At 35.4% G+C, this 24592-nt stretch carries 21 protein-coding genes; 5 read left to right on the top strand and 16 right to left on the bottom strand.

What is annotated here, in order from left to right:
* Positions 1-43: 43 nt before the first annotated feature.
* The 9 genes from dnaB to LNP04_RS12720 all read right to left on the bottom strand — a co-directional run bounded on the left by dnaB (position 44) and on the right by LNP04_RS12720 (position 11028).
* Positions 44-1624 carry a replicative DNA helicase gene (gene dnaB, locus LNP04_RS12680; RefSeq protein WP_229983325.1) on the bottom strand — a complete coding sequence of 527 codons (1581 nt, stop codon included), beginning with the start codon at positions 1622-1624 and terminating at the stop codon, positions 44-46.
* A gap of 154 nt (positions 1625-1778) precedes the next feature.
* Positions 1779-3842, bottom strand: coding sequence for a gliding motility-associated C-terminal domain-containing protein (locus tag LNP04_RS12685; protein ID WP_229983326.1), 2064 nt, complete (start codon positions 3840-3842; stop codon positions 1779-1781).
* A gap of 103 nt (positions 3843-3945) precedes the next feature.
* Positions 3946-6057 (bottom strand): T9SS type B sorting domain-containing protein, encoded by a 2112-nt coding sequence (locus LNP04_RS12690; RefSeq protein ID WP_229983327.1) that lies wholly within the window; start codon positions 6055-6057, stop codon positions 3946-3948.
* Positions 6058-6090: 33 nt separating this feature from the next.
* Complete coding sequence (locus LNP04_RS12695) at positions 6091-6693, bottom strand: hypothetical protein (protein WP_229983328.1); 603 nt, start codon at positions 6691-6693, stop codon at positions 6091-6093.
* A 127-nt stretch (positions 6694-6820) separates the two neighbouring features.
* Positions 6821-8056 carry an MFS transporter gene (locus tag LNP04_RS12700; protein WP_229983329.1) on the bottom strand — a complete coding sequence of 412 codons (1236 nt, stop codon included), beginning with the start codon at positions 8054-8056 and terminating at the stop codon, positions 6821-6823.
* Between the two features lie 94 nt (positions 8057-8150).
* Entirely contained in the window at positions 8151-8513 is a 363-nt protein-coding gene (locus LNP04_RS12705) for a hypothetical protein (protein WP_129535223.1), read from the bottom strand.
* 69 nt (positions 8514-8582) lie between these two features.
* Positions 8583-10082 (bottom strand): GH3 auxin-responsive promoter family protein, encoded by a 1500-nt coding sequence (locus tag LNP04_RS12710; RefSeq protein ID WP_229983330.1) that lies wholly within the window; start codon positions 10080-10082, stop codon positions 8583-8585.
* Positions 10083-10211: 129 nt separating this feature from the next.
* Entirely contained in the window at positions 10212-10457 is a 246-nt protein-coding gene (locus tag LNP04_RS12715) for a hypothetical protein (protein WP_229983331.1), read from the bottom strand.
* A 178-nt stretch (positions 10458-10635) separates the two neighbouring features.
* Positions 10636-11028 (bottom strand): hypothetical protein, encoded by a 393-nt coding sequence (locus tag LNP04_RS12720; protein ID WP_229983332.1) that lies wholly within the window; start codon positions 11026-11028, stop codon positions 10636-10638.
* 247 nt (positions 11029-11275) lie between these two features.
* Here LNP04_RS12720 and mfd point away from each other — a divergent pair, with 247 nt between their 5' ends.
* From mfd to pth, 5 genes are all read left to right on the top strand, one after another.
* Positions 11276-14656: a transcription-repair coupling factor gene (gene mfd, locus LNP04_RS12725; protein ID WP_229983333.1), complete on the top strand. Its 3381-nt coding sequence runs from the start codon at positions 11276-11278 to the stop codon at positions 14654-14656.
* Between the two features lie 147 nt (positions 14657-14803).
* Positions 14804-15721, top strand: a complete 918-nt coding sequence (locus LNP04_RS12730) for a hypothetical protein (protein WP_229983334.1) — start codon at positions 14804-14806, stop codon at positions 15719-15721.
* 90 nt (positions 15722-15811) lie between these two features.
* Positions 15812-16693: a hypothetical protein gene (locus LNP04_RS12735; RefSeq protein WP_229983335.1), complete on the top strand. Its 882-nt coding sequence runs from the start codon at positions 15812-15814 to the stop codon at positions 16691-16693.
* A 227-nt stretch (positions 16694-16920) separates the two neighbouring features.
* The gene (locus LNP04_RS12740) at positions 16921-17853 is read left to right on the top strand and encodes a hypothetical protein (protein ID WP_229983336.1); all 933 of its coding nucleotides are present in this window, start codon (positions 16921-16923) and stop codon (positions 17851-17853) included.
* A gap of 89 nt (positions 17854-17942) precedes the next feature.
* Entirely contained in the window at positions 17943-18506 is a 564-nt protein-coding gene (gene pth / locus LNP04_RS12745) for an aminoacyl-tRNA hydrolase (protein ID WP_129535215.1), read from the top strand.
* Positions 18507-18595: 89 nt separating this feature from the next.
* Here pth and LNP04_RS12750 read toward each other — a convergent pair whose 3' ends face one another.
* From LNP04_RS12750 to LNP04_RS12780, 7 genes are all read right to left on the bottom strand, one after another.
* Positions 18596-19231, bottom strand: coding sequence for a carbonic anhydrase family protein (locus tag LNP04_RS12750; protein ID WP_229983337.1), 636 nt, complete (start codon positions 19229-19231; stop codon positions 18596-18598).
* A 59-nt stretch (positions 19232-19290) separates the two neighbouring features.
* Positions 19291-20886 (bottom strand): SulP family inorganic anion transporter, encoded by a 1596-nt coding sequence (locus tag LNP04_RS12755; RefSeq protein ID WP_229983338.1) that lies wholly within the window; start codon positions 20884-20886, stop codon positions 19291-19293.
* 125 nt (positions 20887-21011) lie between these two features.
* Positions 21012-21314: a hypothetical protein gene (locus tag LNP04_RS12760; protein WP_229983339.1), complete on the bottom strand. Its 303-nt coding sequence runs from the start codon at positions 21312-21314 to the stop codon at positions 21012-21014.
* A gap of 25 nt (positions 21315-21339) precedes the next feature.
* Positions 21340-22005, bottom strand: coding sequence for a carbonic anhydrase (locus LNP04_RS12765; protein WP_229983340.1), 666 nt, complete (start codon positions 22003-22005; stop codon positions 21340-21342).
* Between the two features lie 149 nt (positions 22006-22154).
* Positions 22155-22715 carry a serine O-acetyltransferase gene (locus tag LNP04_RS12770; protein ID WP_229983341.1) on the bottom strand — a complete coding sequence of 187 codons (561 nt, stop codon included), beginning with the start codon at positions 22713-22715 and terminating at the stop codon, positions 22155-22157.
* A gap of 158 nt (positions 22716-22873) precedes the next feature.
* Entirely contained in the window at positions 22874-24025 is a 1152-nt protein-coding gene (locus LNP04_RS12775) for a glycosyltransferase (RefSeq protein ID WP_229983342.1), read from the bottom strand.
* Positions 24026-24589, bottom strand: coding sequence for a DapH/DapD/GlmU-related protein (locus LNP04_RS12780; protein ID WP_229983343.1), 564 nt, complete (start codon positions 24587-24589; stop codon positions 24026-24028). It lies immediately after the preceding gene.
* Positions 24590-24592: the final 3 nt, after the last annotated feature.

Below are 24592 nucleotides of genomic sequence, written 5' to 3' on the forward strand. Positions count from 1 at the left end.
TTCAAGGTTAAATAAGCCTAAGCCTTGACCTTAATTTTAGAAATTAAAATGGAAAATCATCTTCATCATCCAGATCATTCATTGAAGAGCCCGAAACTTTAGAATTATCAGGTAAATCAAATGCAGCTCCTGGCTGAATGGTTGTTTTTATCTTTTCAAAACCACTTGGTTCCGGAGAGTGTGAGCCTCCTGATGGATAACTGCTATCTGTTTCGCCAATGTCCCCAAATTTCGCAAAATGCTTCATAAAAGAAAGTCTTACGTCGGCAGTTGCACCGTTTCTGTGTTTTGCGATAATCAGCTCAGCTTGGTTTTCTGTCGAAGATTCTTGTCCTTCTTCATCATTATCCCAAACGGCAATTTTATAATATTCTGGTCTGAAGATAAATGATACAATATCAGCATCCTGCTCAATTGCTCCCGATTCCCTCAAATCTGACAGCTGAGGTCTTTTTCCCGGACGGGTTTCTACGGTTCTTGACAGCTGGGAAAGTGCAATTACTGGAACATTTAATTCTTTAGCAATTGCTTTTAATGAACGAGAAATCATTGCAATTTCCTGTTCACGGTTTCCGCCTCCTTTTCCTCCGCTGCTTGCGGTCATCAGCTGAAGATAATCGACCATGATGATTCTCACGCCATGTTGCATTACCAATCTTCGACATTTTGCCCTGAAGTCGAAAATGGATAGGGAAGGCGTCTCATCAATATATAAAGGAGCATTTTCAAGTTCAGATACGTTTGAGAATAGTCTTTGCCATTCTTCATCGCTCATTTGTCCTTTTCTTAGTTTTTCTGATGAAATTTTAGTTTCTGAAGCAATCATCCTGGTGATCAACTGTACAGATGCCATCTCGAGAGAGAAAAGTGCCATTGGAATTTTGTGTCCCACAGCGATATTTCTTGCCATCGAAAGAAGAAATGCTGTTTTCCCCATCGCCGGACGTGCTGCAATGATAATTAAATCTGAATTTTGCCAGCCACCGGTTTCTTTATCAACTCCTGTAAATCCCGAAGGAACTCCAGAAATTCCTTCTTTGTCTTTAAGAGATTTTATGGTATCAATTGCTTGCTTTACTAATGTATTTGCGGTGTCAAAACCTTTTTTGATGGTTCCGTTGGTAATTTCAAAAAATGATTGTTCAGCTTTATCTAACAGCTCAAAAACATCTGTTGATTCTTTGTAAGAAGTATCAATAACATTGGCAGAAACATTAATTAAACTTCTCAGAATATATTTTTCGAGAATTACACGTACGTGATATTCGATATGGGCAGATGAACTTACACCCATCGTTAATTCAATAATATAATGATCTCCACCTGCGGATGCTAGCCTGTCGGTTTTTTTCAACTCTTGAATAACGGTCATCAAATCTACGGGCTGATTTCCTTCGTATAGTTTTAGAATCACCTCAAAAATCACCGAGTGTCTTGGGTCGTAAAAAACTTCGGGAGTCAAAAGGTCAATAGAATGATCGAGTCCTTTTTTATCAATTAAAAAAGTACCGACCACCAAACGTTCAAAATCTACAGCATTGGGAGGCATTTTTCCATCTGCAATCGATAATTCTCTAGCAAAGTTTCCTTGAGTAAGAGAAGATAAAGTTTCTTTCTGCGCCATATTGCAAAGATAGTTTATTTAGAAAATAATTTGAATTGAGTAATTCATATTTATTGTTGATAACTTCTAAAATGTCAATATCCAAAGGCGTTGAATGATGTTAATAAAAAAATCACCCCATTGCTGAGGTGATTTTAATGATATGAGATTTTACTTATTCTCTATTTTTTACCAATATCCATCCGTTGTAAACTGTATGGGTGTTGTTGATGTCAGTTTCGTCCCAAGTGATGGTGTACCAGTAAGTTCCTGTTACGATTTTCTTACCGCCTGATGTACCGTTCCACTTGTAATTTCTTAGCTTATCAGATTCGTAGATTTTATTTCCGTATCTGTTGTAGATTGTGAAAACAAGATTTTTCTTATAAGCTAATGCAGAATAATCTAATTCGTCGTTTACATTATCTCCGTTTGGAGTAATTGCGTTAACTAAATTAGGAACAGTTACCTGAACTATAATAGGAGTACAATCAAAAGAATCTTTTAAATAGATTTTATTTTCCCCTCTCGGAAGGTTATTAAATATATTAGAATTCTGCCAATTTGTACCGTCAATAGAATATTGGTAAGGTGCAGTTCCTCCTGAAGCATTTACTGTAATCGTATTGTTGTTGATATCTAAACTAGCGATTACCGGTTGCGACGCAGGTAATACTTTAACTTGTTGTAGTGTAAAGCATTTACCGGTTTTCAGTTTTACCCAGTAAGTTCCAATGCCTACTCCTTGAATACTTTGGGTAGTAGCTCCGGTACTCCATTCGTAACCTGTGAACCCTGGACCAGCATCTAAGGTTGTTCTGTCTTCCAGACAGATTGTTTTGTCTTTTAATACTGTAGATTTTACAGGAGGAAGAACTTTTAATGTGATTTTTGTTATTGCATAACATCCATTTGTATTGGTTACTCTCACATATACTTCACTGTTTTCAGCAATATAATTCGTAGGATTTAGAATTTCGTTAGTGCCCGATAAAGCAGTTGCCTGAGTTTTAAAGAATCTTTTTGTAATACCTGTTTGAGAAGTAACGGCGGCTGTTGTCAAATCAAAAGTTGCAGTTGTAATTGCATTTTCAATAAAACAAGACTCTAAAGTGGCAGGTGTTAAAACGACCACAGGATGGAAGTTTAACGTGATTGTTGAATCATCAGTACATCCTTCTACAGAAGTAACTTTTACATAGATTGTTTTTGGTGCAGAGACATATGCTGTAGGGTTTGTAATAGCATTGGTGTCAGCATTAAGATCGGCTAATGTAAGATAGTACTTTTTGGTTGCAGTAGGATCTCCAAAAACAGCTGCAGTTGTAAGGTTAAAAGTTCCTGTTCCAGCTCCGTTGTTGTTACATTCTGTAAGTGTTGCGTTATCTGCAACAATATTTCCTTGTTTAAACTTAAACTTTCCAGTCACAAAGCATCCATTGATAGGATTGGTTGGGTTTGCAGGGTCAGTATATTTTAATCTGTAATAATAAATCGTAGTTCCATCAACTAATGCTGTAGTAAGTGGAGAATTTCCTGTGATGGCATCATTTTGTAAATTATGATAAGTAACAGTAAAATTCGTGTTCCCATTGATAATACCAGAAGAAAGTGTAGTAAAATCAAACTGCATAGGCAGTGCACACTTCAGGATTTCATTAGGTTGTGTAGGATCCGTAGCATTAGGGACACCTGGTGTGATAAAAGGGTTTGGAGTTAACGCGGGGTCGTTAAAAGGTGAAGTTAACGATGCAGTACCCTCCCAGATCAAGGAAAATCCAGCATTTTGCGCATTACTGTAATTGTCAATTACCAAATAATAAGTTTGTCCTGCAACTACGTCAAGGTAAGCCTCAAAGTAGGCTGAGCCCGAGGGTACTAATTCAAGACCTGTATTACCTGTAGGACTTACTCCTGCAAAATTACATCTTATAGGTGCCCCTAATGATGAGCAGGTAGCATTAGGAGCATATACTGCGAAGTCATAATCAGTTGTATTTATATTTGCATCAATTGTGAAAGCTAATGTACCCGATGTAGCTACTGTAAAAGTGTACCATACTGAGAAGTTTTCATCATCAGTTAAACATCCTCCAAGATCCTCCAAAACAGCTCCTGGACCCGATGGGGTGAAAAAGACGTTTGAATTCCCACAAACAGGAATTGCTGATACGCAGTCAGATTGTGAATAAAATAACTGTGAGGTTATTAAAATAAAAAAGAGTAGTAATTTTTTCATGTGAAATGAATTTAAAGCAAATTTAAACAAAATAATACAAATATGTTTAAAGTAAATAAATCGCTCTCAAGGAGCGATTTATTTACAGATTTTATAAAGATGATTATTCTCTGTTTTTAACCATTACCCATCCTGTGAATTTGATAGGGGTTTTGTTTTTATTGTTTTCGTTCCAGGTTACAGAGTACCAGTAATTTCCGGTTGGCACATTTTTGCCGCCAATTTTTCCGTCCCAAGTATAGTTATTTGATTTGTCTGCTTGGTGGATTTTTGTTCCATATCTGTCATAAATGTTTAAAATTAAATTGCCTTTTCCTGAAAGAGCAGAATAATTAATGACATCATTTACGCCATCACCATTTGGTGTGATTACGTTGATGATATTAGGAACTACAATTACGATTTCCATAGGTATACAATCATAAGAGTCTTTTACATAGACTGTGTAATCTCCTCTGGTAAGACCCGAGAACACATTAGACTCCTGCCAGTTGACATTGTCTAAAGAGTATTGATATGCCGGAGTTCCACCTGTAACATTAACAGCTATTGAAGTGTTTGTAATTTCAACATTTGAAATAACCGGCTGTTCTGTTGCATAAACTTTCACTTTTTGAATTGCAGTACAATCTCCTGTTGTAAGTTTTACCCAATAAGTTCCTACACCTACGTTAGAGATGATTTGTGTAGTTTCACCTGTGCTCCATTCGTATGCAGAGAATCCTGGTCCTGCATCTAAAGTTGTTTTATCTTCAATACAGATCACTTTATCAACCAAAACTGTAGAGTACACTGGCGGAATAACCACTAAGTTAATCTTTGCAACTGTATAGCACCCAGTTGCATTCATTACTCTTACATACACGACACCATTTGGAGCTATGTAATTTGCAGCATTTAAAATCTCATTGGTTTGATTAATGGCATCCGTTTCTGATGGGTAGAACTTTTTAGTGGTTCCGGCATCTAAGGTTACTGGAGCGTTTGGTAAATTAAACTCGCCAGTAGAAGGATTATTTTCAATAAAACATGCTCTCAAAGTTGCTTCTATTACAGTAACTATAGGGTGGAAGGCAAGTTTTATTTCAACTATGGTCACACATCCAAATTCATTGGTTGCTTTTACAAAGGCAGATCCTACAGGTGCTGTATAGGCGTATGGTGTTGTAATCTCATTTGTACCCGTATTTAGAGATGTCATCGACGGATAATATTGTAACGTTAGATTGGGTGTTGCACCAATCGCTGCAGACGTCAGGTCATACAAAGCTGTTCCTGTATTATTGTTGCTACAAGAAGTCAATGTTACAGGAGTCAGCTGAAAAGATTTATCGACAAAAGTAATCGTTCCGAATTGCCTACACTGGTTTAAGAAACTCGTAGGTCTGGTAGGATCTACATAAGAAATGGTATAATGATAAGTGTTTGCTGTGTTTACTATAATAGGAAGTGTGATCTCACCAATTCCATCCGCCGCATCTCCAGCACTTTTGTAATATTTAACTACAAAATTCGGGTTTGAATTTAATATTTCGGCTGATAATGTTGAAAAATCAAAAGAAGCAGGGTTGCTACAGATGATGATTTCTCCATCATGATTAATTCCTGGTTCTAAAAACGGGTTTGGCTGATAAACTTGCCCGGAATTGTTATCAAAAGGTGTCAGCAATGTTGCCGTTCCTCCGAATGATAGTGTAAAAGGTGCAATTGTGGGTGAGAAGTTATTTAGAAGCAAGTGGTAAATTTGACCCGGAACAACGTCAATATACTTTACGAAACCGTCTCCACCGCCATCTTCTGTTGTATCTGTAGCAGTCATGTTGAGTCCTGTAAGCGGTGCTAATGGTGAGCCTAAACCTGCATAAGAACATCTTAAAGGAACTGCGGTTAAATTTGAGCAGTTATGATTAGGGCCATAAAGTGCCCAGTCATAATCGATATTGTTTGCGCCTGGTCCTGTGGGTGTTATTAAGAATGTTAATGTACCAGCAGTTTCGATACTAAAGGTCAACCATATTGAATTCGTTTCTCCTTGGGTGGTTGATCCCGGACTAGGAGTTAAACAGCCTACTTCACCTTCATGAACATTTCCAAAACCACCAGGGGTCAAAGAAATGTCAGAATCACTACATATAGGTATTGCGGTAGTGCAGTCCTGCTGTGCGGAGATTATTTGTACTATCGTTAAAGCAAAAGCGAGTAAATATTTTTTCATTTTAATCAACTTTGGGTTTTGTTAATCTTAGGATTATTTATTCAGTGAAAGCAATTGTTTGCCCCAAGTGACATCAGTAGAATTACTTGTGTCAAAATCTTTTACGGCTTTTTGCTGTAATTGGGATGCATTCATCTGATCAAATTTTTTGTCAGGGAATTGTTTTGCCATTCCAGCTTTTAATAAAGTCAGTCTTGGGTTATTTGGAGAAACAGACTCTGCTTTAGAAATAAGTTGTAAAATCGTTTCTGCGTCTTTTTTCGCATCTGGAGATGTATTAATCCTGATTCTCTGAAGTTTGGCAAGACCTATAAGTATTGATATTTCAATATTGTCAGGTTGTGAATTTACGATGCTCATTGCATATTTTAGTGCAAGTGCGTTCGACTCTGCAAGAGATGCCGATTTTACTGTTTCGGCTTTCATGTATTGTGTTACTGCCGCATAATAATATGCCTGCCATTTTTCTGATGTATTTGCCGTTGCAAATTTTTTAAACAAGGCATCATAATCTGAAGAAGAGATAGTTGTATTAATCTTTAATACATTTTTTTGTAAATCTTTATCTGTAAATGTTTGGCTATTAGCACCACTTGATATTAAGATAAGCAATAAAAGTAGATAAATTTTTTTCATAAAATTGATATAAAAACTAAAACAAATTTATGTAAATAGTTGATAGTGCGCAATGTTTTTGTTGTTGATTTTTTTAAATTTATTAAAAAAGAGATTCTTCTAAATGAATTATAATAATAAATCACACTTAATATTGCATTTTTCTTAATTTTGGATTCGTGCCTGCAACAATTAATGCAATCAATAAAGTCATGCTACCACCAAATACGACAGACCTTACCACACCCAAAAGCTTTGCTGCTAATCCGCTCTCAAATTGTCCCATTTCATTACTTGACATAATGAAAATAGAATTCACACTTAAAACCCTTCCTCTTATATGATCAGGAGTTTTCAATTGTACGATTGTTCCACGAATAACAACAGAAATACCATCAAGCATTCCGCTCAAAACCAGAAACATAAATGAAAGCCAATAATAATGTGAAAGCCCGAAACCAATGATGCAAAGTCCGAACCCGGCAACGACACCAAGTAACACTTTACCTTGATTTTTACGCAAAGGAATTATAGAAAGTGTGGTAATGATAATCATCGAACCAATATCTGAAGCAGCATTTAATAACCCAAAACCTTCGGCGCCCGATTTTAAAATATCTGTCGCAAAAACAGGAATCATCGCAACGGCACCGCCAAAAAGTACAGCAAACATATCAAGACAAAGTGCTCCGAGTATTTCTTTAGTTTTAAAAATATAAGAAATACCTTCACGCATACTTTCCATCACTTTTATTTTATCCTTTTCATGTTCAGAAAACTGCTTATTCAGTTGCCAGAAAAAGATAGAAGCAATTGAAATTAAAGAGATTATAGCAATCAAAGTCCATTTCACCCCGACTAAACCAATCAGAAATCCTCCGGCAGCGTGGCCACAAACGGAAGAAATCAAAAATGTTCCCTGATTTAATGTGATTGCACTAGGTAAGTTAACTTTCTGTACAATTTTCGGAATCATCGAAGGAACAATCGGGCCGATAAACGCTCGCACAATTCCTGTGAAGAATATCACTCCGTAGATGAAGTAAGTGATTTCATGTCCTGTAAAATGAAGTTCAACATTATAAAACGCAGGAATTAGTAACAGGCCAATTAGAAAAACATAAAGGTAGGTGCAGATTAATAGCAGTTTCTTCTTTTCGTTCATATCAATAACATGGCCGGCGTATAAGGCGCAACTTACCGCTGGAATTACTTCCGAAAGCCCAATTAAACCTATAGAAAAAGGATCTTTTGTTAATTGATACACCCACCAGCCTAAAAGTGTGGCAAGCATCCTGAATGCTAAAACAATAAAAAATCTCCCGGTAAGAAGATTTCTGAATTCTATATTTTCTAAAGTCTTGAGCGGGGAAAGCGAAATCATTCCGCAAAAATAGCCCTAAAAATTCATTCAGGGCTATTAGTATATGGGGTTTTCAAAAGAATTTGGTTATTTCTCTTGAAAGATAACGTCTATCTTAGTCAGCTCTCAAAGAACTGATAACAATTGCAGCAACTCCTGCAGCTCCGATTACGGCAGCACCGGCAACCACTCTTCCTTGAGATCTGTCTTTTACAGATGCTACATTAGATTTAGGAATCACCACTTCTGTACTGTCTTTTTTACCTGCAGTTCCTATAATGTTGTCGCCACTGATGTTTCTGAAAAGTATGGTCTGCTTTTTAGAACCGTCTCTTGGTGTTACAACATACATTTTTCCTGCTTCAAGATTAGAGTAGTTATTTGTTGAAATGTTTTCGCTGTACTTTGTGGTAGCACAAGATGAGATGACAAATAAACCCGTTAGTAAAGATGATTTTAAAAGTACAGATGCTTTCATTATTAAATTTTAGTTTTCCAAATTTATCATTTTTTTTGAATATATGTTTTCATAATCAAGAAAATGTGTTTAAATTTTATAAATTTTCAATAAATCCGCAATTTTTCTGTCATTTGCTAATCTCGGGATTTTATTTTGACCGCCAAGTTTACCTTCAGATTTTGCATATTCCTGAAATGCGTTTTTAGAAAGTTTGCTGATTTTTAATTTCTGAAGAATATTGCCCGAAATCAAATCGTCATAATACGTATTGCGTTTTCTCAGCTGATCATCCAATTCATTTTTAAATAAGTCTAAATTTTCCGGCTCTTTTTCAAACTCAATAAACCATTCATGATAAGGTAACCCTTCTTCCGGATTCACTTCCGGAGCGAGATGAAATTCTGTAATCTGTGCAGGAAATTTTTCAACCGTAGCTTTCATCGCTTCCTCTACTTCAAATGCAATAACATGCTCACCAAAAGCTGAAGTAAAATGTTTGGTTCTTCCACTCACCAATACTCGGTGCGGTTTTTTATTAATAAATCTTACAACGTCACCGATAGAATATGCCCACAAACCTGAATTTGTCGTTAAAATTAATGCGTAATCCTTATTGAGTTCGATTTCTTTTAAAGTCAGTCGTTGAGCATTCGGCTTTCCATATTGTTCTAAAGGAATAAATTCATAGAAAATCCCATGATTGGTTAAAAGTAAAAGTCCTTCTTTAGTATAATCGTCCTGAAAAGCAAAAAATCCTTCAGAAGCAGGAAATGTCTGAACAATGTCAACTTTTCCACCTAATAATTCTTCCATCTTCTCACGATAAGGTTCATAATTGACACCGCCTGTAACAATCAATTGAAGATTGGGGAAAAGCTGTTTGATTTTTTTACCGTTTTTCTCAATCAGTTTTTCAAAATACATGATCAACCAAGGCGGAATTCCGGAAATCAACGTCATGTTTTCCTTTTCCGTTTCTTCTACAATTTTGTCGACTTTTGCTTCCCAATCTTCCATCAGATTGGTTTCCCAGCTTGGCAGACGGTTTTTTTGAAGATAATTCGGGATATGATGCGCTACAATTCCGGAGAGTCTGCCTGTTTTTATTCCAAAAACTTCTTCCAATTCAGGACTTCCCTGTAAAAAAATCATTTTTCCGTTAACGAAATCGGCGTTTCCTTTTTTTGAAATATAATGAAATAGCGCACTTTGAGCGCCTGCAACCTGATAGGGCATTCCTTCTTTTGAGATCGGAATATATTTTGAACCTGACGTTGTTCCTGATGTTTTTGCAAAATATTCCGGAGTTTCTGTCCAGAGAATATTGCGTTGACCTTTTTTTACTTTTTCTATATAAGGTTTAAGATCTTCATAGTCTGCAATTTGCACGTTTTTCTGAAAATCTTCTACGGAATGGATGTTTTCAAATTGATGTTCTCTCCCGTAAAGTGTTTTCTCGGCAGTTTTCACAAGTGACAAAAGCAGTTTTTCCTGATTTTTTTCTGCATTTTGCTTAAAATCATTTGTCTTTTGAACATGTTTTTTTGCCCAAATCAGTGCTGCATTTTTCTTGAAGAAGTTTAACATGCTTCAAATTTATAAATAAGTAGAGAATTCTGTCAAATATTTTAAAATTTAAACACAAAAAAACCGACGAATAATATTCATCGGTTCTTCGAAATTTGATTATGAAAAGACAACATTTTTTAATGTTGATTATTTGTTTGCTTTGTATCTTTTATCAGGAGTGCCATCCTTTTTTAACTTTTGATTTTCCTTAAATCTTTTGTCAGGAGTTCCGTCTTTTTTAAGCTTTACAGCAGGTTTTGCGGTTTCTGGTTTTGCTGCTTTTACTGTTTTAGTTGTTTGCTTTACAGTTGTTTTGGTAGCCGGAACAGCCTGTTGAGCAGTTGCGAGTCCCAATCCTAATACGATTGACATTGCGGTAAGAAATTTTTTCATGTGTATATATTTATATTTTTTTGTTGAAGTAAATTTAGATAAAATCTTTATACAAAAATCAATTTTCAGAGACTTAACTAAAGTTTAGTACAGATTAAAAAAAGATTAAATGCATTTTAAAAATAAAAAAGCCTGCTTCTCAAAAGAGAAACAGGCTTCAGATATGTATGAATAGTTATTATCTTGTAGCGTTTGCTGTCCATGTTTTACCATCTGCTGTGTAGAACATTTTCAATTCGTTATTGTCAATTCTAACGTAAACTAAAGCGTTTGAGCCTACCATTACCAAAGAATTGTCTCCTTGTTTTTCAAACTCCAATCCGTTAAGATCAGGAATTCCGTTTGAAAATCTAAAGTTATACTTTGTAGCTGATGCTATTTTGGTCACAAAAACTTCTCCGTTGTCTGTAGAGTTTGTAGTTGAGCCATCATTATAAGAAATACTTCCTTTGTACGTTCCTGCAAAGAAATCGTTGTCTGCCGGATCGTCATCGTTGCTGCATGATGTGAATGAGATTGCCGTGAACATGACCAGCATAAAAACTCCTAAAATTTTGATTACATTTTTCATAAAATTATTTTTTTGGTTTACTGAAGTAGACTTTCCAAACATTGTGCCGTAATTAATTATGTGAATATTTTTAACGTATTTTTTAATTTTTAATGAAAAATTGTGATTTATATTTATTTATTATTGATATTTCTGTATAAAGGCAACGCATTCAACACTTAAGGAAAATAGCATTATCTTTGTAATGCTAAAACGGTTTCGGAATTCTTCCGAAATCGCTTTTGTCGTTTATATCTATATTATTTTTATGCATTTAAAAACCATAAAAGAAAGCTTTCTTCCTGATCTTCTTAAAAAAGAATTCGGAAGAGAAATTTTTATTCAGCTTGAAAATCATCAGCATCTTTCAATAAAAGGAAGTGCTGGTTCTTCGGTTTCGATTTTTACTGCCGAACTTTTTCTTACTCATAAAAAAACAATTCTTTATCTCGTTGATGATAAAGAAGACGCCTTGTATGTAAACACCGAAATGGAAGATTTGCTGGGTAAAGAAAAGGTTTTGTATTTTCCGGCAACGCATCTGGAGCCTTATCAGGTGGAGAAAACTCAGAATGCCAATTTGGTTTTAAGAACCGATGTTTTAAATAAAATAAATTCCGAAAAATCTCCGAAAATCATTGTTGCCTACATGGGTGCTCTGTCTGAAAAGGTTTTGAAGAAAGAAGATTTTAAAGCCATTTCGCATCATATTAAAGTGGGTGATCAGCTTGATTTTGATTTTGTAGATGAATTGCTTTCGCATTATCAGTTTCAGCAGACCGATTTTGTTTCCGAGCCGGGAGAATTTTCTGTACGTGGAGGAATTGTAGACGTTTTTTCTTATTCAAACGAGAAACCTTACCGAATTACTTTCTTTGGGAATGAAGTAGAAAACATTAAAACTTTTGACATCGAAACTCAGCTTTCTGTCGATAAAGTGAAAGATTTTCAGTTGGTTTCTAATATGAATTTTTCAGTTTCCGGAAGTCGAGTTTCCTTGCTTGAACTTTTGCCGAAAGATAGTTTTGTGATTTCTAAAAATGCCGTAGTTGGTTTACAGAAAGTCAGAAGTTTCTATGAAAAATCTCAGGAAAAATATGAAACATTAAGCAAAGATATTTCTCACAGAACTCCGCAGGAACTATTTATTTCTGATGAAGAATTTTTATTTGATTACAAAAAATTTAAAACCATAGATTTCAGTCCACAATCAATTGAAATACCAAATATAGAACAGGTCGAAATCAAACAAACGCAACAACCTTCTTTTCACAAAAATTTCGAATTACTAATTGAAGATTTAGAAGAAAAGCAGCAGCAGGGTTTTGAGACGTGGATTTCTTTTTCTACCGATAAACAAAAGGAAAGACTAGAATCTATTTTTGAGGACATCAATTTTGGTGATTCAGGGGTTTCGAAAATCTCATTTAAAAGTTTTAAATCTGAACTTCACGAAGGTTTTGTAGATACCGATCACAAACTTCTTGTGTATACCGATCATCAGATTTTTGACCGTTATCAGAGATATAAAGCTAAAAACACATTTGCCAAATCTGAACAGCTGACGCTGAAAGATCTGATGTCCTTGAAAGTAGGAGATTATATCGCTCACATCGACCACGGAATCGGGAAATTCATGGGATTGGTAAAGGTAAACAACGACGGAAAAATTCAGGAATGTTTTAAATTAACATATAAAAATGGAGACTTATTATATGTAAGTATTCATTCTCTTCATAAAATTTCAAAATACAACGGTCCGGACGGAAAAGAAGTTGTTTTGAGCAAGCTTGGTTCACCCGCTTGGAAATCATTGAAGCAGAAAACAAAAGCCAAAGTCAAGCAGATCGCTTTTGATTTAATTAAATTATATGCCGAAAGAAAAACAGCAAAAGGTTTTGCCTACACACCAGATTCTTATCTGCAGAATGAGCTGGAAGCAAGTTTCATCTACGAAGATACACCAGATCAGGAAAAAGCAACCATTGATGTAAAAAATGATATGGAAGCGGATACTGTGATGGATCGTTTGGTTTGTGGCGACGTTGGTTTTGGTAAAACAGAGGTTGCGATTCGTGCTGCGTTTAAAGCGGCTACTGATGGAAAACAGGTGGCAATCTTGGTTCCAACCACTATTTTGGCATTTCAGCATTACCGAAGTTTTAAGGAAAGATTGAAAGATTTCCCGGTTAATGTTTCTTATTTAAACAGATTCAGAACGGCAAAGCAAAAATCTGAAACCATAGCGGGCTTAAAAGATGGAAAAATAGACATTGTCATCGGAACGCACCAACTGGCTTCCGAAAAAGTGAAATTTAAAGATTTAGGTTTATTAATTATCGATGAAGAACATAAATTCGGAGTTTCTGTAAAAGATAAATTAAAAACTTTAAAATCAAATATTGATACGCTGACCTTGACTGCAACGCCGATTCCGAGAACTTTACAGTTTTCGTTGATGGCTGCAAGAGATCTATCTGTAATTAAAACACCACCGCCAAACAGACAGCCTGTGGAAACGCATATGGTTGGTTTTAGTGAAGAAATAATCCGAGATGCAGTTTCTTATGAATTGCAGCGTGACGGACAGGTTTATTTTATTAACAACAGAGTTGAAAATCTTAAAGATATTGCGGGGTTGATTCAAAGATTGGTTCCTGATGCGAGAGTAATAACCGGTCACGGACAAATGGAAGGGAAACAGCTTGAAAGAAATGTTCTTGACTTTATGGAAGGGAAATATGATGTTTTGGTTGCCACAACTATTGTAGAAAGTGGGGTAGACGTTCCGAATGCGAATACCATGTTCATCAATGATGCGCAACGTTTCGGGATGGCAGATCTTCACCAGATGAGAGGTCGTGTCGGGCGAAGTAACCGAAAAGCTTTCTGTTATCTGATTACGCCGCCTTTGGATATGGTAACTTCTGATGCAAGAAAAAGGCTGGAAGCGATTGAACAGTTTTCAGATTTGGGAAGTGGTTTTCAGATAGCGATGAAGGATTTGGAAATTCGTGGTGCGGGAGATTTGTTAGGCGGTGAACAAAGCGGGTTCATTAATGAAATGGGCTTTGAAACCTATCAAAAGATGATGCAGGAAGCTCTTGAAGAACTAAAAGACGATAAAGATTTTGAAAATCTGTTTGAAAATGAAGCAGACCGACAAAAATTATTTAAATCTGTAAAAGAAGTCAATATTGATACTGATCTTGAACTGATGCTGCCGGATTCTTACATCTCAACCACAGAAGAAAGATTATTGCTTTACCAAAAACTGGCTGAAATTGATAATGAAATTGACCTTCAGAAATTTGAATCTGAATTGACAGACCGTTTTGGAACATTACCTTCTGAAGCTGTTAACTTATTGAAAAGTGTTGCCTTAAAATGGCTTGCGGCAGATATTGGTTTCGAAAAAATCGTCATGAAAAACGGAATTTTCTTAGGATATTTCCCGAATAATCCTCAGGATAAATTTTACCAGACTGATAAATTCAGACATATTATCAGTTATTTAACGCAAAATCCATCGCAGGCGCAATTGAAAGAGAAGATTGGAAAAGAAGGTAATCAGCTGATGATGAGAAAAGATGGGGTGCAAAATGTAGATGAGGTGAATTTATTGTTGAAGTCGATTTTGTCTCTTTAAAAAAAAATTGTAAAAATAAAATTCTTAAATTTTATTTAAAATATAAGTCTAAAAGCGAAAGTTTTTAGATTTTTTTTGTTAAATGTTTAAATTAAATCAAGTCGTGTTGAAAAATAATTATATTTGTGAACTAAAAAACTAAACTTTATGATCAAAAACAACTTTTTTAAAGTCGTAGCAGCTCTACTTCTCTTCTTTATGTTCTCATGCGACAATACAACCGCAGATCCTATCAATCAAAATAATCCTAATAACACTCCAGGCGGGAGTGGTGGTGGAACTACGGGTCCCACAATTACAGGTCCAAGAATTTTGCATAAAATTATTGTCAATAACGAAACCAATCAGGAATTTGTAACCACAGGAAATGTTTTAGAAAAAGCAATCTTTAAAGAAGCAAGTGGGCCTACTTCATTTCTTGTAGGAAATGTAACGTATACTTCAGGAAAAATTACAAAAGTGAAATTCGGGCAGGAAGTCAATGGCGCTCCTGCAAATACTTTAAACTATGAATTTAATATCACTTACGATTCAAGCGGTAAAATCAATTATACGACTTGTAATACAAGCTTAGGAACTATGCCTACTTTCAACAGTGAGTATACCTATACATACGATGGCTCCGGAAAAATGACCAAAATTGTTGAGAAGAAAAAATCTGGAACTACTTACACTCATTTTACCAATTATAATTTTACCAATACAGGTGATAATATAACAAAAATGGTCACAGAAGCTGGAATTACAAATGCGGCGGGTACTCCAGATTTATCTGCTGTAGTTTTAACTACCACTTATAATTACACAAATTATGATGTTAAGATCAATCCTTATATTACACTACCAAGAACTTTCTTTGTGATGTGGAGTTTGGTGCATCCTATTAACTTCCCTTCGCTATCTGCTAATAATTTGAAGAGTTTCAATATTGTCTTTCCATCTCCTCCCGGTTCCGGTATACCCGCTCAGGTAATACCAGGCGATTATACTTATCTTTATGATTCTATGAATTACCCTACTTCAGATCAAACCCAAGCTCAAAAGTATGTTTACAAGGCTTTGTAAACTAGCTGTGAATGATACTTTAATAGGGATTTAAATAAAAATAAGCTTTTGATTCAAAAAATAATTCAATTTAAATTTTTAAAATTATCATTGCTGGTATTCGTATCAGCAATGATGATTTCTTGTAAAAAGACAGAACAGAGTACGATTGGAGATCTAAAAGAACCCCTCAATGATTCTGAAGGATATTTCAAAGGAATCATTAGGCTAGAAGAGAAAGATGTGCTTGGAACGCACTCTGATATCGTCTTAACGTTCAATGGCAATGATGTGAAAAGAGAAGTGACAGAAAAACTTTTTAAAAATATTTCTTATGGAATGATTTACAGAAACGGGCAAGATTCTGTGGATTATTTCTATACAAAAGATCAAAAATCCTGGCATGCTTCGATTGCAAAAAAAGATTTCCAGAAATGGGTTCAGGAATTGGAAAAACCAATTGTTGATCCTGAAAATATAGGGAGTACAAGTCTTGCGGCGCAACCCCCGTTTGGGATTATATTTCAATACTTCGACAGTTCCGGAAAAAATGTCGTTTCTACAATTACGAGTTCGCCTCTCAAAAATTATTCTGCTGTAAAATGTCAGACTTTTTTAGTTCCAGACGATAAATCTTGTAATGTCTGGTACAGTGATGCGATAAAAATTCGTCCTGAGATTTTAGAAATTATTGAGCATAATCAGCCGAAAACAATCAAAACTTTGGCACTTCAGGTAGAATATTTTTCACCAAAATCTTCCGGTGAAAAAAATACTTTAGATAAAGTTTTTGATAAAGTCAATAAGGTTCTTGTGAAGACCGACAAAAAAATACATTTAAATGATATAAGTTCTAATAATCAAGTATCAATTGAGTTACCAAAAAATAGTGAAAAGGTTTCTCCAAATAGTTTAAATGAAATTATTTATCCTGCTGAGGAAAGTGACGGAAACAGTAGTGGGGGAGGACATCACCATCATGATATTTTCTAATATTGATGTTTAAGTCAGATAGATTTTAGTAATAAAAGATTAGAAAACAATCTTCTACTACAACATATTGAAAAATGACAGAGTATTTTTCAGGATTATATTGGAATCAATATTTGAGTACCAATTTTTTTAAGTTTTCACTATTATTTTGCGATAATATAAAGTAAAACGCAATTTTTATTCAAAAAAAAATTATATTTGTGGAAAAATAAATAATCCCTTCGGAAATGAAACAACTTTTCTATTTTATTTTACTTGTAGCTGGCATCTCGTCTGTTCATTCTTGTAAAGACCTGACTGATGAAGAAGGTAACCCTTTAATTGACTTGAATCAGAATAGTGGTTTTAATGGTCCTAGAGCTTTGTTCAGAGAAGTTACAGACTCAGATACATTGGCAGAATACCGTTACAATGGTCTCCTTTTATCTAATGTGATCACAGAAAAAAACTCTATAACCAATGTGATGTGGAGTGGTGATAAAATCAGCCAGATAACTTTCAACGGACATTTAGATCTTGATAACGATGGAACGATTGATGATGATAGTATTGTCTACACTCAGTTGTTTACATATGGAAATTTAGGAAGACTGACGATTATCTCAGAAAACAGAGTTTCTTATAAAAGAACACCTCCTGTTCCGCCGTCAACTACGCCTGGTCCTTATTTAGTAGATAAAAGAATAAAATCAATTTATAATTTAACGTATAGTTCTACTACTGGAAAATTTGCCGGAATTACAATGAAAAGTGGTGAAGATATGCCGGGAGTTCCTTACGTAGATCAAAATTACAGCAAAACAGCGTATACTTATTTTGGGGATAATGTTTCAAAATCAGAAGTGAGCAGTGGTGCAATTAATGCTGGAGTAGAAGGTCCGGTTACTGAAAAGTACGGATATGAGTTTTTAAACTACGATACTCAAATCAGTCCTTTTACATTACTTCCTTTTGCTTATAAAGTATCTAGAATTATTTCAGAAGAGGCAGGTGATGTTGAAGCATTTATACTTTCACCGAACAGTCCGAAAAGAATTTCTATCACAGATTTGATGATGCCGATTCCGACTCCTGTAATCTTTTCAACAGCTTACAGATATGATGCTCAAACATATATGACACAGGGATTCAGTGTTAATTATATCTACAAGCCTTTATAAAGAATATCTTTAAAAAAAATATTTAAACTCAATTCTTCACAGGATTGAGTTTTTTATTTAATATCTCTTAATTTTGCAAAAAATTTCTCATGAAATATTTAATTGTCGGTCTTGGCAACAAAGGTCCGGAATATGAAAATACACGTCATAATATTGGTTTTAAAGTAGCTGAAAAAATTGCAGAAACTCTGGATGTCTCTTTTAATACCACAAATTTTGGCTGGATGGCTGAAGGGAAATATAAGGGCAGAAAAGTTTTTGTACTTAAGCCTGATACCTACATGAATCTATCAGGAAATGCGGTGAAATTCTGGATGCAGAAAGAAAATATTCCGTTAGAGAATGTGATGATTGTTACTGATGATTTGGCTTTGCCATTCGGAACTTTAAGAATGAAAATGAAAGGTTCTGATGCCGGACATAATGGTCTGAAAAGTATTCATGAAAGTTTACAGACACAGAATTACGCAAGACTTCGTTTCGGAATTTCTGCCGAGTTTTCTGAAGGAAGACAGGTAGATTACGTATTGGGAACCTGGAATGAAGAAGAATCTGCAAAACTGGGAGAGAGAATTGAAAAGTTTTCTAAGGCTTGTCTGTCATTCGTTTTTGCAGGAATTGGGAATACGATGTCGGCATTCAACGGTAAATGATTTTATCTAAGTAAGAATTGATTCGGAATAATCCGAAAAAAAACGCCGGGAGCAAAGCTCCCGGCGTTCATATTATTTACGCTGTAAGATTATAACCAAGTTACAACACCGGTTTCTACATCATAATTCGCTCCTACGATTTTGATTTTTCCTTCTTCCTCAAGTCTTCTCAATGTAGAGCTTTGTTTACGGATGTCGTCAATCGCATTTTTAACGTTATGCTGATTCAATCTTTCAAGAAGTTCTAAGTTTGCTGAAGAACGCTCTTCACCATCGTTGATAATTGTTTTGATGATAGGGTCGAAGTGATCAATCAGATGGTTGAGGTTATCCATTCCCATTCCTTCGATTTTAGCAGCGTCTAATCCGCCTTTCAATGCTCCACATTTAGTGTGTCCTAAAACTACTACTAGTTTAGAACCGGCAACATTACAGCCAAATTCCATTGAACCTAAAATATCCTGATTTACAAAATTACCTGCAATTCTGATGCTGAAAACATCGCCAAGCCCTTGGTCAAAAATCAGTTCCGCAGAAGTACGGCTGTCGATACAGCTTAAAACTACCGCAAACGGCCACTGACCTTCACGTGTAGCGTTTACTTGTTCTAAAAGATCTCTGTTTGCTTTAAGGTTTCCCACAAATCTCTGATTTCCTTCCTTTAAAAATTCTAATGCTTTTTCAGGGGTAATAGTCGATTGTGTTTCAGATGTATGTGCTTTCATATAACTATATATTTTTTTGAATTATATTTAAATTTAAAATTGATTTGTCTATTTATTTTTTACATTGCTCTCTTGTGAGTAATGACAATGTGAGAATCTTCATCAGTCTCATAATCTTTGTATGAAGTTTTGAAACCCATCAATTCTACAGTAATATCTTCTTCTTTTGCTCTGATATTGGCAAAATCCTGAATCATTTCCAAAACATCGGTTGCAATATACGAAGTCGTTGTTGCATCAATGATTACGGTAGAATTTGGTTTAATATTTTTCAACGTTTTTTTAATCGCAGCCTTGTTTAAGAAAGAAACTTCCTCTGCCAATTTGATTGTGATTCCGTCTGCGTCATTTAGTTTTTCTCTGCTTAGATAATAGGCACGCTTCATATTTCCCTGAAGGATATAGAAAACTGATATTGCCAAACCAATTCCTACACCTTTTAAAAGATCAGTTGCCACAATCGCAACCACAGTTGCCACAAAGGGAATAAACTGGAATTTTCCAAGATCCCAAAAATGCTTAAATGTCGCCGGTTTTGCCAATTTATATCCTACTAAAAGTAATACCGCAGCCAGTGTCGCCAATGGAATTAAATTTAATAAAAACGGAATTGTAAGTACGCAGACTAATAATAAAAAGCCATGAATCATTGCTGAAGCCTTAGAAGTTGCACCCGCATTAGCATTTGCAGAACTTCTTACAACAACTGATGTCATTGGAAGTCCTCCAATTAATGAACTTACTAAGTTTCCTATTCCCTGAGCTTTCAGTTCGAGATTAGTATCTGTTGTTCTTCTCTGAACATCTAGTCGGTCTGATGCTTCTATACAAAGCAGTGTTTCAATAGAAGCTACAATGGCAATCGTTGCACCGGCAATCCATACCTTTAAATTTGTAAATCCGTTGAAGTCTGGCATTATGATAAGGTTTTTAAAATCAGCAAGACTTTGAGGTACCGGAAGCGAAACTAAGTGATTGGTCGTAATTGCTAAAGAACTTCCTGTCAATTTGAACACCTCGTTTAGCAAAATACCAACTACCACAGCAACTAATGCACCTGGAAGCATTTTCATCCTTTTTAAAAAAGGAATTTTATCCCAAGCTAAAAGAATCCCGATGGATACTAACGTCACAATGATAGCACCCGGATGAATGGCTCCGAGTAATTCATCAAAATAACCGAAATTCAATCCTTTATCAAAGATAGATTCATGCCCTTCGTAGTCTTTATCAAATCCCAAGGCATGCGGAATTTGTTTTAAAATAATAATGATACCGATTGCAGCAAGCATTCCCTCGATAACATTATTAGGGAAATAATTGGAAATACTACCCGCTCGTATAAATCCTAAAACCAGCTGAATAAGTCCTGCAATAATACCTGCACACAGGAAAAGTTCAAAGGCGCCAAGATCTGTAATTGCTGTTAAAACTATAGCTGTAAGCCCTGCAGCAGGGCCGGAAACAGATATATTTGAATTACTGATGGCTCCGATAACCAGACCGCCTACAATACCGGCAATTACTCCGGACAAGGGTGGTGCGCCGGATGCTAAGGCAATTCCTAAACATAAGGGAAGAGCAACTAAGAAGACTACTAGACCCGAAGGAAAGTTCTCTTGGATTTCTCCAAAGAAAGATTTTGATTTTTTCATGACAATTGAAAAATACGTTGATGTAAATTAATAAGATAATTAACGTCAATCTGGAATGATGGATATTAATGTAATGTAGAGATATTCAAGATCGATGACGATTTGAATAATAAAATGGAGAATTACTAAGCTTCCGGAGGAGGAGAAAATATGCTCAGTAAAGGAGATAGATGAAAGTCATCATCTATCAAAGTGAAGGATTTTCCTTCAATATTAAGTTCAAAAAACTTAAGATAATCGTAAACATCTAAAGTTTTTGGAAGTGTTTTTTCGTAAACAGAAAACAGAGATGAGTAATGAGAATGAGTTTCTTCTTCGTTCACTATTACATTGGTTGTCATGATATCCCAATCAGCAACCGCAGCAATGCTGGGCAATGCTGTGAAGTTGAGGACGATCATTAATGTAATAATACTCCAGAATTTCATTTACTCTTTTTATTTTTTTGAAAGATTATTTTTTTCGGCTCATCACCCAGTCTGAACTGGTAAGATTGTATATTTTTTGAATGTCTTTTAAGATTTTCTCAAAGTCAATTTCCAGATCAATAATTTTTCCCGTTCTAAGGTCAAATACCCAGCCATGTACTACTGGAAACTCATCAATGATATATCTTTCCTGCACGCAAGCCATTTTGATAACGTTGATGCATTGCTCCTGAACGTTTAGTTCTACCAATCTGTCATAGCGTTTTCCTTCATCATCTATAGAATCCAGCTCAGCTTGGTGTAATCTGTAAACATCACGAATATTTCTCAACCAGGGATTTAATAATCCTAAATCCTGAGGCGTCATCGCAGCTTTTACGCCACCGCAATTGTAGTGCCCGCATACGATAATGTGTTTTACCTTTAAATGTTCTACCGCATATTGAATAACAGCTGTGGAACTCATATCTAAAGTATTGACAACATTGGCGATGTTTCTCGTTACAAAAACTTCACCCGGCTCTGTGCCCATCAATTCTTCTGCAGTTACCCTGCTGTCTGAACATCCGATGTATAAATAATCAGGATTCTGAGTTTTAGCTAAATTTTCAAAGAACGATGGGTTTTTTGAGATTTTAGACTCTACCCATTTTCTGTTGTTTTCAAAAATAACTTTGTACGATTGTGACATAAATAAGATTTAATTGATAGTTATTTATTTCGTTTAAATTATTTCCAAATTCAATAGACTAAATCAATAATTATACAAAAATATAATTTTTGATGAATTTACAATCAATTTTAACACAATTTAATATAGATTAAATTATAATAAAATGATTATTCAACCCTATTGTTGATATATCCTTCAGTAGCGTCACTTTTAGGATATATTTTTGCCTTATTCCCAGCAACGATGGAGTTATCTGGTACATCGGTGTTAACATAAGAATTGGGTGCAATCAAAACATTGTTTCCAATGGTGATGCTTCCCACAATTACAGCGTTCGGCCCAATCCAGACATCGTTTCCGATAACGGGAAAGCCTTCGTTTTTACCTCTGTTTTGCTGTCCTATGGTTACGCCTTGTGCAATATTGCAGTTTTTACCGATTACGGCTTTTGGATTCACCACCAGACTTCCCCAATGTCCAAGATACAAACCTTCGCCGATCTGTGTTTCAGGGTAGATTTGAAAACCATATTTAATCTGAAAATGTCTCAAAACAATCTTCCAATACAATCCTAAAACAGGAGTTTTGTCAAATTTTTGTGCCTTTCTCAGAAGATAGATGAAGTGAAGATTTGGATTGATGCATTTCATCAAAATCTGAATGGGCGAAAGCCACTCTCCGCTTTCTCGGTAAAAATCTTTTTGTATAATTGAATAATTCTTGGGCATGCAGCAAATTTAAGGATTCTCTTTTGTTTTTATTTAAAGCCGATTTCAATTTTATGTAAAATTAACTTCCTTGTTTAGTACATATACTTATTTCTTTTAGATACGGATTTGTAAATAATGACAATATGAAAACCAATAGCAAAATGCCAACAACGAAATTAAAGCTCATCTAAAACCGAAACGATTCTCGCAACAGAATGATCAAGATTGAAGGGCATCGTATAATTCTGAAGTTTTTCGGTAAATTCTGAGAAAGATTCGGGCTCGGTCAATGCTTTTTTCATTCCCTGATAAATTCCCTCTTCTGAGTTTTCTACAATTAAGCCCAATTCACCGTTATTCAGCATTTCGTTTACTCCCGAAACTTCTGTTGCGATAATTTTCTTATTTAAAGTGATGGCTTCAAACAAAACCGTCGGAAAACCTTCATACCTCGAACTTAAAATATAAAAATCAGAATGTTTAAAATAAGGATAAGGATTGTCTGTGAAACCCAGCATCGTTGCGGTTTCATCAACTCCCAATTCGGTTTTTAAATTTTTGATGTTTTCAAAATCATAGCCGTCGCCAACAATTAAAACTTTGTGTTTTAAGCCTTCGTCCAGAAGTCTTTTATGAACTTTCAACAGTCTGTCAAACCCTTTTTGAGGAAAAACTGTTCCTACGGAAATAAATGTCGGAATATTTTCATCAAATTGATAATTGATAACCGGTTGTTCAGCTTTCGTTAAAATTTCTTTGGTATCTAATGGATTGTAAATCTTGACAATTTTCTGTTTTTCTGCTTCGTTTTTGGCTAAATCATGGAATAATTGCTCGATTTTTTTTGAAATCACCATAATCGAATCAAACCCGAAAAACTTTCTGATTTCCTCATTGGTGTATTCTTTCACCTGCGAAAGGTCATTATGAATCCAAATGATTTTTTTTGAAGAATGGTGGCTTGAGTGAAGAATTTCATCACGCATACCGTGAATTGCTGCAAACTCGATATCGTATTTTTTATCTTTTAAGATTAAGGTATACAAAAGGTCTGGAAATTCTTTCAGAACCCTTTGGAAGATAACCCTCGCCGCTTTCTCAGGAATATCCTGAAGACGGTTGGTGGTAATCATTTCACCTTTGTTTAGGTAGATGACATTAATCCATTTCGGAACTTCGGGTAGGTATTTACCGGAATATAAATTTAGCAATAAATCAATTTCGTACTTGTCTTCCGGAAGATTTTTGAGGAAGGTCACCAGTACTTTTTCAGCTCCGCCATGTCGCAGAGAGCCAATACGAATAAGGATTTTTTTCTTTTCGGTCATTTATTTTTTTATGTGTTTATAGGTGTAGGGAAGATGCTCCCTGATGTAAGCATCTAATTTTGGTCGGAAGGGCTCGAGTTCTCTCGGGTACATTACATTGTTTGCTAAAGCCTTATCGCCATATTCTTCGATTGTACAAATGAATTTTGCCGGAACTCCTGCATACACCGAGTTGTCGGGCATGGAAGAATTTAAGACAGAACCTGCTCCCAAAATACAATTGTTTCCCATCTGAGAGCCTGGTAAAAATGTACAGTTGTTGCCCACGAAACAATTGCTTCCGAGTTTTATTCTTCCAAAATTTCTTGCATCTTCATATTTTTCCATGGTTCGGATGACGTACATTGCGCCGTCATGATTGATGAAAGTGCAGCCTGCAGTAATTTTGGTACGGTCACCGATTTCGATGAGGTAGGGTTCTGAACCGAAGGCCGGAGCTTCTATAAAAATGACATCTTTGCCCACCTTCATGCCTCGTGCTTTACATATTTCTATATAAGCGGTGTCATGTATATTTTGCCAGATGGCATGGATTTTTAGTATGATTCTGTAAAATAAATTCATCAA

Source organism: Chryseobacterium sp. C-71 (assembly GCF_020911865.1).
GTDB lineage: Bacteria > Bacteroidota > Bacteroidia > Flavobacteriales > Weeksellaceae > Chryseobacterium.

Excerpts from the sequence above, each read along its gene's own strand:
- dnaB (WP_229983325.1), bottom strand. The coding sequence starts at position 1,624 with ATGGCGCAGAAAGAAACTTTATCTTCTCTTACTCAAGGAAACTTTGCT.
- LNP04_RS12685 (WP_229983326.1), bottom strand. The coding sequence starts at position 3,842 with ATGAAAAAATTACTACTCTTTTTTATTTTAATAACCTCACAGTTATTT.
- LNP04_RS12690 (WP_229983327.1), bottom strand. The coding sequence starts at position 6,057 with ATGAAAAAATATTTACTCGCTTTTGCTTTAACGATAGTACAAATAATC.
- LNP04_RS12695 (WP_229983328.1), bottom strand. The coding sequence starts at position 6,693 with ATGAAAAAAATTTATCTACTTTTATTGCTTATCTTAATATCAAGTGGT.
- LNP04_RS12700 (WP_229983329.1), bottom strand. The coding sequence starts at position 8,056 with ATGATTTCGCTTTCCCCGCTCAAGACTTTAGAAAATATAGAATTCAGA.
- LNP04_RS12705 (WP_129535223.1), bottom strand. The coding sequence starts at position 8,513 with ATGAAAGCATCTGTACTTTTAAAATCATCTTTACTAACGGGTTTATTT.
- LNP04_RS12710 (WP_229983330.1), bottom strand. The coding sequence starts at position 10,082 with ATGTTAAACTTCTTCAAGAAAAATGCAGCACTGATTTGGGCAAAAAAA.
- LNP04_RS12715 (WP_229983331.1), bottom strand. The coding sequence starts at position 10,457 with ATGAAAAAATTTCTTACCGCAATGTCAATCGTATTAGGATTGGGACTC.
- LNP04_RS12720 (WP_229983332.1), bottom strand. The coding sequence starts at position 11,028 with ATGAAAAATGTAATCAAAATTTTAGGAGTTTTTATGCTGGTCATGTTC.
- mfd (WP_229983333.1), top strand. The coding sequence starts at position 11,276 with ATGCATTTAAAAACCATAAAAGAAAGCTTTCTTCCTGATCTTCTTAAA.
- LNP04_RS12730 (WP_229983334.1), top strand. The coding sequence starts at position 14,804 with ATGATCAAAAACAACTTTTTTAAAGTCGTAGCAGCTCTACTTCTCTTC.
- LNP04_RS12740 (WP_229983336.1), top strand. The coding sequence starts at position 16,921 with ATGAAACAACTTTTCTATTTTATTTTACTTGTAGCTGGCATCTCGTCT.
- pth (WP_129535215.1), top strand. The coding sequence starts at position 17,943 with ATGAAATATTTAATTGTCGGTCTTGGCAACAAAGGTCCGGAATATGAA.
- LNP04_RS12750 (WP_229983337.1), bottom strand. The coding sequence starts at position 19,231 with ATGAAAGCACATACATCTGAAACACAATCGACTATTACCCCTGAAAAA.
- LNP04_RS12755 (WP_229983338.1), bottom strand. The coding sequence starts at position 20,886 with ATGAAAAAATCAAAATCTTTCTTTGGAGAAATCCAAGAGAACTTTCCT.
- LNP04_RS12760 (WP_229983339.1), bottom strand. The coding sequence starts at position 21,314 with ATGAAATTCTGGAGTATTATTACATTAATGATCGTCCTCAACTTCACA.
- LNP04_RS12765 (WP_229983340.1), bottom strand. The coding sequence starts at position 22,005 with ATGTCACAATCGTACAAAGTTATTTTTGAAAACAACAGAAAATGGGTA.
- LNP04_RS12770 (WP_229983341.1), bottom strand. The coding sequence starts at position 22,715 with ATGCCCAAGAATTATTCAATTATACAAAAAGATTTTTACCGAGAAAGC.
- LNP04_RS12775 (WP_229983342.1), bottom strand. The coding sequence starts at position 24,025 with ATGACCGAAAAGAAAAAAATCCTTATTCGTATTGGCTCTCTGCGACAT.
- LNP04_RS12780 (WP_229983343.1), bottom strand. The coding sequence starts at position 24,589 with ATGAATTTATTTTACAGAATCATACTAAAAATCCATGCCATCTGGCAA.